The organism is Micromonospora sp. NPDC000442 (genome assembly GCF_042898635.1).
Lineage (GTDB): Bacteria > Actinomycetota > Actinomycetes > Mycobacteriales > Micromonosporaceae > Micromonospora.
Window position 1 is genome coordinate 177,922 of the sequence record NZ_JBIAYZ010000011.1, and the last position, 11,488, is coordinate 189,409.

Annotated in this window: 13 protein-coding genes; 10 read left to right on the top strand and 3 right to left on the bottom strand. The window is 71.3% G+C overall.

The features are described from left to right. The first annotated feature begins 96 nt into the window (after positions 1-96). The 4 genes from ACFY2A_RS19575 to ACFY2A_RS19590 all read left to right on the top strand — a co-directional run bounded on the left by ACFY2A_RS19575 (position 97) and on the right by ACFY2A_RS19590 (position 4,716). The gene (locus ACFY2A_RS19575) at positions 97-1,278 is read left to right on the top strand and encodes a PucR family transcriptional regulator (RefSeq protein ID WP_387173348.1); all 1,182 of its coding nucleotides are present in this window, start codon (positions 97-99) and stop codon (positions 1,276-1,278) included. A 495-nt stretch (positions 1,279-1,773) separates the two neighbouring features. After that, complete coding sequence (locus tag ACFY2A_RS19580; protein WP_387173350.1) at positions 1,774-2,808, top strand: glycoside hydrolase family 11 protein; 1,035 nt, start codon at positions 1,774-1,776, stop codon at positions 2,806-2,808. 271 nt (positions 2,809-3,079) lie between these two features. Then, complete coding sequence (locus tag ACFY2A_RS19585; protein ID WP_387173353.1) at positions 3,080-3,973, top strand: DUF1996 domain-containing protein; 894 nt, start codon at positions 3,080-3,082, stop codon at positions 3,971-3,973. A gap of 74 nt (positions 3,974-4,047) precedes the next feature. After that, a complete protein-coding gene (locus ACFY2A_RS19590; RefSeq protein ID WP_387173355.1) occupies positions 4,048-4,716 on the top strand; it encodes a DUF305 domain-containing protein in 669 nt (222 codons plus the stop codon). 57 nt (positions 4,717-4,773) lie between these two features. Here ACFY2A_RS19590 and ACFY2A_RS19595 read toward each other — a convergent pair whose 3' ends face one another. Beyond that, the gene (locus tag ACFY2A_RS19595; protein ID WP_387173357.1) at positions 4,774-5,190 is read right to left on the bottom strand and encodes a DUF6223 family protein; all 417 of its coding nucleotides are present in this window, start codon (positions 5,188-5,190) and stop codon (positions 4,774-4,776) included. Between the two features lie 229 nt (positions 5,191-5,419). Here ACFY2A_RS19595 and ACFY2A_RS19600 point away from each other — a divergent pair, with 229 nt between their 5' ends. Together ACFY2A_RS19600 and ACFY2A_RS19605 are read left to right on the top strand one after the other, a co-directional pair. Next, positions 5,420-6,553, top strand: a complete 1,134-nt coding sequence (locus tag ACFY2A_RS19600; RefSeq protein WP_387173359.1) for a sensor histidine kinase — start codon at positions 5,420-5,422, stop codon at positions 6,551-6,553. Then, positions 6,550-7,212 carry a response regulator gene (locus tag ACFY2A_RS19605; RefSeq protein WP_387173361.1) on the top strand — a complete coding sequence of 221 codons (663 nt, stop codon included), beginning with the start codon at positions 6,550-6,552 and terminating at the stop codon, positions 7,210-7,212. The genes ACFY2A_RS19600 and ACFY2A_RS19605 overlap by 4 nt, the downstream gene beginning before the upstream one ends. A gap of 58 nt (positions 7,213-7,270) precedes the next feature. Here the strand turns inward: ACFY2A_RS19605 and ACFY2A_RS19610 are convergent, their stop codons facing one another. Both ACFY2A_RS19610 and ACFY2A_RS19615 read right to left on the bottom strand, forming a co-directional pair. Then, entirely contained in the window at positions 7,271-7,585 is a 315-nt protein-coding gene (locus tag ACFY2A_RS19610) for a hypothetical protein (protein ID WP_387173363.1), read from the bottom strand. Between the two features lie 9 nt (positions 7,586-7,594). After that, the gene (locus tag ACFY2A_RS19615) at positions 7,595-7,753 is read right to left on the bottom strand and encodes a hypothetical protein (protein WP_387173365.1); all 159 of its coding nucleotides are present in this window, start codon (positions 7,751-7,753) and stop codon (positions 7,595-7,597) included. Between the two features lie 372 nt (positions 7,754-8,125). Between ACFY2A_RS19615 and ACFY2A_RS19620 the strand changes: the two genes are divergently transcribed. The 4 genes from ACFY2A_RS19620 (at position 8,126) to ACFY2A_RS19635 (ending at position 11,486) form a co-directional block, all read left to right on the top strand. After that, entirely contained in the window at positions 8,126-8,899 is a 774-nt protein-coding gene (locus ACFY2A_RS19620) for a (Fe-S)-binding protein (RefSeq protein WP_387173367.1), read from the top strand. Between the two features lie 17 nt (positions 8,900-8,916). Further along, the gene (locus ACFY2A_RS19625; protein ID WP_387173417.1) at positions 8,917-10,326 is read left to right on the top strand and encodes a lactate utilization protein B; all 1,410 of its coding nucleotides are present in this window, start codon (positions 8,917-8,919) and stop codon (positions 10,324-10,326) included. Next, positions 10,308-10,967, top strand: a complete 660-nt coding sequence (locus ACFY2A_RS19630; protein ID WP_387173369.1) for a lactate utilization protein C — start codon at positions 10,308-10,310, stop codon at positions 10,965-10,967. Before ACFY2A_RS19625 ends, ACFY2A_RS19630 begins: the two co-directional genes overlap by 19 nt. Before the next feature lie 69 nt (positions 10,968-11,036). Further along, positions 11,037-11,486, top strand: coding sequence for a helix-turn-helix transcriptional regulator (locus ACFY2A_RS19635; RefSeq protein ID WP_387173371.1), 450 nt, complete (start codon positions 11,037-11,039; stop codon positions 11,484-11,486). Positions 11,487-11,488: the final 2 nt, after the last annotated feature.

Genomic DNA, 11,488 nt, shown 5'->3' on the forward strand with positions numbered 1-11,488 from the left:
GTCGGGTTCATCGTCGCGCGGGTGTGCCGATCGAAACACGTCCCGCCGGCAGCGAGAACCGCCGCCGTTCTTATCCTGTCGTGACAAAATCGCCGGGTGATCGCGCCTGTCTCCGCGACCCCCTGGCGACACCTGCCCGCCGATCTGGCCGCCGCGATGCGCCCGCACCTGCCGGCCACCGTGGCCGCCGTCGCGGTCGCCGTCACCGAGGCCACCCCCGCCTTCGCCGGCATCGCCGACGACAAGTTCGCCCGGGACGTACGCACCGCCGTGCAGGTGGCGCTCGACCGCTTCCTCGATCTCATCGGCACCGGGGAACCGGCACTGCCGCCCCGGTTCCGGGAGGTCTTCGTCGGGTTGGGGGCCGCCGAGGCCCGCGAGGACCGGGGGCCGGAGGCGCTGCTGGCCGCGCTGCGGACAGCGGCCCGGCTGTTGCTGCGTACGGCGTCGCAGTCACTGGCCCGGCTACGCCCGGTCGACCCGGAGGAACTGATCGACCTCTCCGACGCGGTAAGCGCGTACGTCGCCGAACTGGCCGCCGCGAGCACCGACGGGTACGCGCTGCAACTGCGCGAGCAGGCCGGCGAGGGCGACCGTCGTCGACACCTCGCCGAGCTGCTGCTCCGCGGCGACGGCCTGCCCAGTGCCGTCGAGTCGGCTGCGGCCCGGATCGGCTGGGCCGACCTGGATGCGGTGGTGCCCGTACTGCTGCCGCTGTACCAGGCCCGCGACGCGCGGTTCCGGTACGGCCCGGACGGACTTGTCATCGAGCGTGGCCGCGACGCCGTGCTGCTGCTGCGGGCCGGCGCCCGGGCGTCCCGCGCCACCCTGGCCGAGGCGTTGGCCGGGCGGCCGGCGGTGGTCGGCCCGGAACTGGGCTGGCCGCAGGTGCCGGCGGCCGTCCGGCTCGCCGAACTGGCCGCCGGGCTGGTCGGACCGTCCCCTGGTCCGGTCTTCGTCGACGACCATCTGGTCACGTTGACCCTGCGCGGCGAGCAGCGGGCGTTGGCGGTGCTCACCGCCCGCCGCCTCGCGCCGCTGGCGCACCTACGCCCGGCACAGCGGGAGAGCTTGTTGGCGACGCTCTACGCCTGGCTCCGGCACTGGGGCTCGCGTGCCGAGGTCTCCACCGAGCTGTTCGTGCACCCGCAGACGGTCAGCTACCGCCTCAAGCGGCTGCGTGACCTGTATGGCGACGACCTGGACGACGCCACCGCCCGTTTCGAGCTGCTGGTGGTGTTGACCAGTCATCTCACCAGCCACCCCGGTAGCGGATAGCCAGGTTCACCCGTCCCGCCACGGCAGGTGGGGACCTCCACCGGCCCGGGTCGCCGCCGGTCGCGCAACCGTCCGACCAGCCAGTATGGACCGAGCCTGCCGGCGAGGAACATCCGGAAGGTCGCTGGAACTTCCGGTTGACAGTGGTCCTGACCTGGCGTGGCCGGTCGTTACCTCACGTTGCGGTGACCTGCCGGCCTGTTGTTGCTGACCAGCCCCAACGTACTCCCTCTTGTCAGCGGCTGGCCGGGGCAAGGTTTCGAGAGTATTTCCGGAAGTTGTTGACGGCTCGACGGCGACGCGCCAATACTGTTGCCCATCGACGAATCTGGATGATCGTTGATTGTCGCTACCTACTCCGCCGGTCACGGTGCAGGACGACCGGCAGACCACCACCCGGTACGACGTCGACAGTCGATGGTGGCCGTCCGGCCACCGGGACCGCCGGTTCGTAGCGCACTGCTGGCCACCGGCCAGCCGTCATGAGGAGGAAGCATGAACAACGTCCCCGTCCCACCACGAAGTCGCAGGCGTGGACGCATCAGGATGCTGGCTGCCGCCGCCTTCGCCGCAGTGTTGGCCACCACTGGCACCGTCGCGATCTCGGCCAGCCCCGCCCAGGCCGAGGCCGACCGGCAGGTCTGCTCGAACACGGAAGGCACCCACAACGGGTTCTTCTTCTCGTTCTGGAAGGACAGCGGCGACGCCTGCATGGTGTTGCGTGAGAACGGCCGCTACTCCAGTTCGTGGAGCAGGAGCACCAACAACTGGGTCGGTGGCAAGGGCTGGAACCCTGGCACCCGCCGCACGATCAGCTACTCGGGCAGCTATAACCCGGGTAACAACAACAGCTACCTGGCCCTGTACGGCTGGACCCGTAACCCGCTCGTCGAGTACTACGTCGTCGAGAACTTCGGCAGCTACAACCCGAGCAGCGGCGCCACCCGGCTGGGCAGCGTCACCACCGACGGCGGCACCTACGACATTCTGCGCAGCCAGCGGGTCAACCAGCCCTCGATCGACGGCACCCAGACGTTCTACCAGTACTGGAGCGTCCGGCAGCAGAAGCGCAGCAGCGGCACCATCACCACCGCCAACCACTTCGACGCCTGGGCCCGGGTTGGCCTGAACCTCGGTAACCACTACTACCAGATCATGGCCACCGAGGGTTACCAGAGCCAGGGAAGCTCGGACATCACCCTCCGGGAAGGCGGCAGCTCGGATCCCGGCAACCCGGGCAACCCGACCACCCCGCCGCCCGGTAACGGCGGCTGCACGGTCAGCGTGAACCGCGCCGAGGATTGGAACGACCGGTTCAACACGACCTTCTCGGTCAGCGGCAGCAACAACTGGACCGTCACCATCCGTACGAACGGTGGCCAGAGCCTGCAGAACAGCTGGAACGCCTCGATCAGCGGCAACAGCGGCACGCTCACCGCACGTCCGAACGGCAACGGCAACAACTTCGGCATCACGCTCTGGAAGAACGGCAACAACACCACGCCGAGCGCGACCTGCTCAACCGGCTGACCTGGTGAACATGGGTGGGGCGTCGACCGAGGCCGACGCCCCACCGCCACCGCCAGTACCAGCACTGCGACGGGCCGACCCTGAGGGTCGGTCCGTCGTTGCTGCGCCCAGCTGCATCTGTATTGACAACCATCGACATTGGGGTGACGCTGATGTGTGAGAGCGCTCTCTCGATTACAGCCGCGACTACACCAGTCCGGCCAGGGGAGTTCCGATGTCCACGGCGGCGGCGTCGGAAGGACCCCTGACCCTCCCCGACAGGAGCCATCAGATGGAAAACGCCGCACCCCACCCCGTCAACCACAGCCGGCTACGCCTCGCCACCGCGATCAGTGCCCTGCTGGTGCTGCTCGGCAGCTACGTCGTGGCCACCACCGCGCCGGCCGACGCCGCCCCGGGCATCAACGCCATCCGGGTGGCCGAATTCCCGGCCGACTGCACGTACAGCCATCGGCTCCCGGACGACCCGATCGTCTTCCCCGGGCTGCCCGGCGCCTCGCACATGCACAGCTTCTTCGGCAGCACGGTGACAAACGCCCACACCACGCTGCCCGACCTGGTCGGCTCCGCCACCACCTGCAACCCCCGGGTGGACGTCTCGTCGTACTGGGTGCCGACCCTCTACCGCGACAACGTGCCGGTGGAGCCGTCCATCGCCACGTTCTACTACCTGGGCGAAGGGGTTCGTCCCGACGTCGTCGCGCAGACCCAGCCGTTCCCGCTGGGGCTGCGCCTGGTCGCCGGAAACGCCCGGGCCGCCGGACCGGGCGACAGCATCGCCCGCTGGTCCTGCCTGCACGCCGGGCACGTGCCGCCGTCGAAGGACTTCGTCACCTGCCCGGCCGGCACGATGCTGGAGTCGTACCTGGACTTTCCGCAGTGCTGGAACGGCCGGGACCTCGACTCGCCGGATCACAAGAGCCACCTGGCATATCCGGTGAACCAGGCCTGCCCGGCCAGCCACCCGGTGCACGTGCCGAAGCTGCGGCAGGTGCTGCGGTACCCGGTCAACGGTGACCCGGCGCGGCTACGGCTGGCCTCCGGGCCGGGCTACACGATGCACGGCGACTTCTTCAACGCCTGGCCCGTGGATGAGCTGGCGCGTCGCGTCCGCGACTGCATCCGTCCGGTCATCAAGTGCGGACACGACGGCAGGCCGCTCTGAGTCGACCCGTGACACCCGGCGGCGGGCCCGGTCGTGCCGGCCCGCCGTCGGGCGGACGCGAAGGAGGAGGCCGGGTGCGAGCCCGACCCGCTACGCTGCTCGCCGCGCTGCTGCTCGTCACCGGGTGCGCCGCCAGAACGTCACCCACCGCCGGACCATCGTCGCCGCTGCACACCGGGCCGTCGCCGGCCCTCGCACCGGCGGCCGACCCACCACCGGCCGGCGGGCCGCCCACGGTGGCGTTGCCGGGTACGACCGGACAGTTCAGCGCCACCGACATCGCCTGGCTCCAGCTGACGGCGGCCATGGCCGAACGGCTGCTGCCGATGCTCGACCTGGTGTCGAACCGGACCACCGACCGGGGCTGGCGGCGGCTCGCCACCCGGATCGGGACCGGCGAACGCACCCACCTGAGCCGGTCCCGGCGGCTGCTGGCCGACGCCGGCGCACCGGTGGTCAACCCACACGAGGGCCACGACATGCCCGGCATGGTCACCGACGAGGAACTGGCTGCGCTGCGTTCGGTCACCGGGCGGGCGTTCCGCACGTTGCTCACCCGGCACCTGCGGGCGCACCTGACACAGTCGGTGCGGATCGCCACCGCCGAGCAGCAGGGCGGTGCCCACCCGGCGACCACCGCGTTGGCCGCGGCCGTGGTCCGGGCCGGCACCGTCCACCTCGCCCGGCTCGACCACCTGGACCGGCCACCGACGCTTCCCCCGGTGCCTGCTCCACCACAGTGACGGCGACCCCTCGGCGGCGACGGCGACCGTCGGCCGTGTCCAACCAGCCGCGGCCAGTCAGCCAACACGCCGGGAGCGGGCCAGCACGACTCCACCGACGACCACGGCGATCAGCCCCACCACCAGCGCCACGTAACCGCCGCCCCGTCCGTTGCCGGTGCCGATGCCAGCGTCCGAGGTGACCACGACCAGACCACCGAGGGCCATCCCGACCGCCCCCGCGACCAGGGCGATCCAGCCCGCCCGCACCCTGCCGGTGCGGAGACGACCCGGGGCGAGCGCTAGTCCGCCGACGACCACCCCCGCGAGTGCCAGCAGGGCGGCCACCGTCGATCCGATCCGGCCGCCGCTCATGCTCATTCCCTGGGCGGCGGTCGGATGGGCGGCGATGTGCGTGGTCACCGGTGCGGCGAGTCCGACCGCCCCGGACGGGACGGCCACGACGGTGGTGAGCACGAGCCTGACGATCGTCATGTCTGTCTCTCCTCTGTGGTGCGACTGGTCGTGGATCCGACTTCACCGATCATGTCGGCGGGCGTACCGACGGTCATCCGGCCGGCGTAGGCACTTGCGGCTGCCGCAGCCGGCATGACCTGCTGCCACGTACGCGGTTGGCCGCCGCCCCACTACCGCGTGCGTGGTAGGTGGCCAGTCGTCCGTGAGCAGGAGTCGCCGGGCCGCGCCGGCCGGTTAAGGTGCGCGCATGGGCGAGCGGTGCGGACGGATCCTCAGGGGCGCTGCGGTCAGGGACTGGGCGATCGCGGTCGGCGTGACGGCAGTGCTGCTGATCGCCGGGCTGTCCGCGACACGCCCCGCCACCGGGGAGGACCTGTTCGGTTACGCCTGGTTGGTGACCGGCGGCCTGGCGTTGGCCGCGCGTCGACGGGCTCCGGTCGCCGTGCTGATCGTCACCGGGGTGTGCGCGGTGGGCCACCAGGCGACCGGCATCGAGGTGCCCGCCGTCGCGTTCCTGTTCGCGGTGTACGCGGCCGTACGCGCGGGGCACCGCGTCGTGACGGCTGTGGCGGGGGCCGCGATGCTGGTCTCCCTTCCGCTCGCGGCCCTGGCCCTACCACCGGGACTGCCCGTCGGCGAAGCACTCGCGCGGGCCCGCGACGCCCTCGAAGTGGCCTGGCTGATCGCCGCCGGGGCGGCGGGTGAGGCGCTTCGACAGGCCGAGCGGCGTGCGGAGGAGGCCGAGCGCACCCGGGAGGAGACGGCACTGCGCCGCGCCGACGAGGAGCGGCTGCACATCGCGCGGGAACTGCATGATTCCCTCACCCACCAGATTTCGATCATCAAGGTGCAGGCCGAGGTCGCCGTGCACCTGGCCAGCCGGCGCGGCGAGCCGGTGCCGGAGGCGCTGTCGGCCATCCGGGAGGCCAGCCGCGAGGCGACCCGGGAACTGCGCGCGACCCTGGAGACGCTGCGCGCCGACGGCACCGCCACCTCGCCCGGGCTCGACCAACTCCCGGAACTCGTGCGACGGGCCCGGATGGCCGGCCTGGACGCGACGTTGACGATCGACGGACAACGGCCCGACGTGCCGGTCGCGGTGGGCCGCACCGCCTACCGCATCGTGCAGGAGTCCCTCACCAACATCGCCCGTCACGCGTCCGCCGCCACGGCGTCGGTGCGGGTCGACTACCGGCCGGGCATCCTCGCGATCCGGGTGGACGACGACGGCGCCGCCGCTCCGGGCCGCGCGACGGCACCCGGCGTCGGACTGCTCGGGATGCGGGAACGCGTCGCCGCTCTCGGTGGACTGCTGCGGGCCGAGGCACGCGACGAGGGCGGTTTCACCGTCCACGCCGAGCTTCCGGTGGGCGTGGCATGATTCGCGTCCTGCTGGTCGACGACCAGCCGCTGCTGCGCAGCGGATTCCGCGCTCTGCTCGACATCGAGGACGACATCGAGGTGGCGGCCGAGGCCGCCGACGGCCAGCAGGCGCTGACCCTGGCCCGCAAGCACCTGCCCGACATCGCGCTCGTCGACATTCAGATGCCGGTCATGGACGGCATCGAGGCGACCCGGCACATCGCCGCGGATCCGGCGCTGGCCGGCGTGCACGTGGTCATCCTGACCAACTACGGTCTGGACGAACACGTCTTCCACGCGCTGCGCGCCGGTGCCGCCGGTTTCCTCGTCAAGGACATCGAGCCGGCGGATCTCGTGCACGCCGTCCGGGTGGCTGCCCGCGGCGACGCCCTGCTCGCACCGTCGATCACCCGCAAACTGATCGACAGGTACGTCACCGAGCCGCCGCGGACGCAGACCGGTGCGCGACTGAAGGAGTTGACCAACCGCGAACGGGAGACGGTCGTTCTCCTCGCGCAGGGCATGTCCAACGGCCAGATCGCCGAACGCCTGGTGATCAGCCCACTGACCGCCAAGACCCACATCAACCGGGCGATGACCAAGCTCCATGTCCGCGACCGTGCCCAACTCGTGGTCATCGCCTACGAGTCCGGCCTGGTCGCCCCCCGCGACCGCTGACCTCGACGGTTCGCGGTGCGGCAAGGTGCGGCATCCCGGACACCCGGGTACCAGCCGGTCACGGTTCAAGCAGGTGGTGCTCCACGGTCGTCAGGACCAGCCGGAGCAGTTGCTCGTCCAGCGGCTCCTGCCAAGCGGAGACGAACACCGTGACGACGGCGTACCCGACCGCCATCATCACGTACGCATTGTCCGCGGCCAAGGTGCCGCCGCCGGCAAGATCGGCTGTCATCGTGCTGTCGTACCGCCAGCTCAACTCGCCGATCCTCGGCGCGGTGGCGGCCCGGACCTCGACGTCCAGCGAGTCGTCGAGCGTGAACGACGGGCAGGCCCGCCGGGCGTCGCGGGCGGCGGTCAGCACGGCTTCGCCCACCGCGGCGTCTTACGCGTAGACGGTGACGGTCAGGTCGGTGTACGGGAATCCACCGTCCGTCGGTTCGCTGGTGTAGGTCCGCTTGCCGGTCGCGCGGAGGCTGGACTCACCCACCGCCAGGAACCGCTCCCTGACCAGTGGCTCACACTCGGGGACGGAAACAGCCACCCGCGCCGACACGATGCCCTGACCAGCCGGTCCGGATTCGGGGGCACCCCAGCCGAACGGGATCACCTGAACGCTGGACTGGGCCGCCCGGTCGGCCTGCTCGGCGGAACCCGGCCCGCCAGGCGGCGGCCACCTGGTCGAAGATGCCCGACTCGGCCGGGGCGATCTGCCCGCTCACCTCCCGGGCCAACCGGATCACGGCCTCGGATCCGTTGACCGTCGCCGGTGGACGGGCGGGTTCGATCGTCAACGCCGGCTCCCCGAGGCACCTCATGCACGGACGGCAGGTCCGCCACAGACTATCGTGCGCTACGGGCCCGGCGGGGTCCCGTAGCGTCGGGACGGGTGCGGCGGGGGTGGGGGAGGTGCGGCATGCGGATTGCGTTGTTCGTGACGTGTCTGGCAGACACCCTGTTCCCCGAGGCGGCGAAGGCGACGGTGCGGTTGCTGGAGCGACTCGGTCACGAGGTGGTGTTCCCGCCGGGGCAGACGTGTTGTGGGCAGATGCATGTCAACACCGGCTACCAGGCGCAGGCGGTGCCGTTGGTGCGTCGGCATGTGCGGGTGTTCGATCCGTACGACGTGATCGTGGCGCCGTCGGGGTCGTGTGTCGGGTCGGTGCGGCATCAGCACGTGACGGTGGCGCGGCGGGCCGGTGATGTCCGGTTGGCGTCCCGGGCGGAGTCGGTGGCGGCGCGGACGTTCGAGTTGTCCGAGCTGTTGGTGGACGTGCTCGGGGTGACCGACGTCGGTGCGTTCTTCCCGCACCGGGTGACATATCACCCGACGTGTCATTCGCTGCGGATGTTGCGGGTTGGCGAGCGGCCGGTGCGACTGCTGCGCGCGGTGCGGGGGCTGGATCTGGTGGAGTTGCCGGCGGCGGAGCAGTGTTGTGGGTTCGGGGGCACCTTCGCGGTGAAGAACGCGGACACGTCGACGGCGATGTTGGCGGACAAGATGCGGCATGTGGTGTCCACGGGTGCGGAGGTCTGCGCGGCGGGGGATGCGTCGTGTCTGATGCACATCGGTGGTGGGCTGTCGCGGATGCGGACCGGGGTGCGCACCGTGCATCTGGCGGAGATCCTGGCCTCGACCGAGCAGGACGTCGTTACCGACGGGCGGGGTGGGCTGGTGGTGGGGTCGTGAGGCGGACCTTCCTGGGTATGCCGGCGACCGCCCCAGCGGGCGTGGGCCATCTGCGTGGCGCGGAGCCGTTCCCGGCTGCTGCCCGGCGGGCGCTGGGCGACGCGCAGTTGCGCCGTAATCTCGGGCATGCCACGGCGACGATCCGGGCGAAGTCGGCCGGGGTGATCGGTGAGGTGCCGGACTGGGAGCAGTTGCGGGCGGCCGGGTCGGCGATCAAGGCCGACGTCATGGCGCGGTTGCCGGAGCTGCTGGAGCAGCTTGAGGATCGGGTGACGGCCGCCGGGGGAGTGGTGCACTGGGCGGCCGACGCCCATGAGGCGAACGCGATGGTCGTGGACCTGGTGCGGGCCACCGGTAGTGACCGGGTGATCAAGGTCAAGTCGATGGTGACGCAGGAGATCGGTCTCAACGAGGCCCTCGAGGCGGCCGGGATCGCGCCGGTGGAGACGGATCTGGCCGAGCTGATCGTGCAGTTGGGTGAGGATCGGCCGAGCCACATTCTGGTGCCGGCGATCCACCGTAACCGGGCCGAGATCCGGGAGATCTTCCTGCGGGCGATGCCGGGGGTGGATCCGGGGTTGACCGACGAGCCAGCGGTCCTCGCCGCGGCGGCGCGTCGGTTTCTGCGGCAGACGTTCCTGGCCACGTCGGTGGCGGTGTCCGGGGCGAACTTCGCGGTGGCGGAGACGGGCACGCTGGCGGTGGTGGAGTCCGAGGGCAACGGTCGGATGTGTCTGACCCTGCCGCAGACGCTGATCACGGTGATGGGTGTGGAGAAGGTGGTGCCGACCTGGCGCGACCTGGAGGTGTTCCTGCAACTGCTGCCCCGCGCCTCGACCGGGGAGCGGATGAACCCGTACACCTCGATGTGGACCGGTGTGACTGCGGGTGACGGGCCGCAGGCGTTTCATCTGGTGCTGCTGGACAACGGTCGCAGCGCGGTGCTCGCCGACGAGGTGGGCCGGCAGGCGCTGCACTGCATCCGCTGCTCGGCCTGCCTGAACGTGTGCCCGGTCTACGAGCGCACCGGCGGGCACGCGTACGGGTCGGTGTATCCGGGGCCGATCGGTGCGGTGCTGTCGCCACAGCTGACCGGGGTGGCCGACAACGCGTCGCTGCCGTACGCGTCGTCGCTCTGCGGGGCCTGCTACGACGCCTGCCCCGTGAAGATCAACATCCCGGAGCTGCTGGTGCACCTGCGCGACCAGGCGCCGCACCCGCGCGGTGAGTCGGCCGCGATGGCTGCCGCCGCGTACGCCATGGACCACCCGGCGCTGTACGCGGCGGCGCAACGCGCGACCCGGCTGAGCCGGCTGACCGGCCGGCGCGGTCGGGGCCTGCCACCGCCGCTGTCCGGCTGGACCACCGGCCGCGACCTGCCCGAGGCACCACCGCAGACCTTCCGCGAGTGGTGGGCGCAGCGGTGAACGCCCGGGAGACCATCCTCGCCCGACTCCGCGCCGCCCTCGACCCCGCGGCCCTCGACCGGGCCGCTCTCGACCCCGCCGCTCTCGACGCGGCCGCGTCGGCGCCGGTGGAGGTGCCACGCGACTACCGACGTGACGGCCCGGTCGACCTCGACCGGCTGGTCGACCGGCTCACCGACTACCGCGCCCATGTGCACCAGGTCGGCGAGCCGGCCGTCGCCGACACCATCGCCGCCATCCTGCCGACCGGCGCGAGCATCGTCGTACCACCGGGGCTGCCGGCGGCCTGGCTGCCCCCGACCGTGACCGCCCGGCCCGACGACGACCTCGACAACCAGCAGATCGCCGCCGCAGATGGCGTCGTCACCGCCGCCGCCGTCGCCATCGCCGACACCGGCACGGTCGTGCTCGACGGCTCACCCGACCAGGGCCGCCGCGTGCTCAGCCTCCTACCCGACCTGCACATCTGCGTGATCCGCACCGACCAGGTCGTCGCCGGCGTGCCCCAGGCACTGGCCCGCCTCACCCCGCATCGACCACTGACCTGGATCAGCGGCCCGTCAGCCACCAGCGACATCGAACTCAACCGGGTCGAAGGCGTCCACGGCCCCCGCACCCTGCACGTCATCCTGCTGCCCTGAGCGCTCCGCGGCACGCCAGGCGGCCGGCGAACTCGCCGCCTGTCGGACCGGCGTGGCACGATCGCTCAGGTGACCAGCAGATCCACCACCGAACAGCGCCTCGACGATCTGGCCCGGCTGCGCCGCGTGCGTGACCGCATCGACCGGGAGTACGCGCAGCCGCTTGACGTCGAGGCGCTCGCCCGTGGGGTCAACATGTCGGCCGGGCACCTCAGCCGCCAGTTCCGGCTGGCCTACGGCGAATCCCCGTACGGCTATCTGATGACCCGGCGCATCGAGCGGGCCATGGCACTGCTGCGTCGCGGCGACCTCAGCGTCACCGATGTCTGTTTCGCGGTCGGCTGCTCGTCCCTGGGCACCTTCAGCACCCGTTTCACCGAACTGGTCGGCGTGCCGCCCAGCGTCTACCGCCGCGACGCGGCCCGCGCGACGAAGGGGATGCCCTCCTGCGTGGTGAAACAGGTGACCAGACCGGTCAGGAATCGAGAAGCCGCGGCCCGCGCGCCGCAGTTAGCGTGACG

Excerpts from the sequence above, each read along its gene's own strand:
- ACFY2A_RS19580 (WP_387173350.1), top strand. The coding sequence starts at position 1,774 with ATGAACAACGTCCCCGTCCCACCACGAAGTCGCAGGCGTGGACGCATC.
- ACFY2A_RS19625 (WP_387173417.1), top strand. The coding sequence starts at position 8,917 with ATGCCGGCGACCGCCCCAGCGGGCGTGGGCCATCTGCGTGGCGCGGAG.
- ACFY2A_RS19605 (WP_387173361.1), top strand. The coding sequence starts at position 6,550 with ATGATTCGCGTCCTGCTGGTCGACGACCAGCCGCTGCTGCGCAGCGGA.
- ACFY2A_RS19585 (WP_387173353.1), top strand. The coding sequence starts at position 3,080 with ATGGAAAACGCCGCACCCCACCCCGTCAACCACAGCCGGCTACGCCTC.
- ACFY2A_RS19595 (WP_387173357.1), bottom strand. The coding sequence starts at position 5,190 with ATGACGATCGTCAGGCTCGTGCTCACCACCGTCGTGGCCGTCCCGTCC.
- ACFY2A_RS19600 (WP_387173359.1), top strand. The coding sequence starts at position 5,420 with ATGGGCGAGCGGTGCGGACGGATCCTCAGGGGCGCTGCGGTCAGGGAC.
- ACFY2A_RS19620 (WP_387173367.1), top strand. The coding sequence starts at position 8,126 with ATGCGGATTGCGTTGTTCGTGACGTGTCTGGCAGACACCCTGTTCCCC.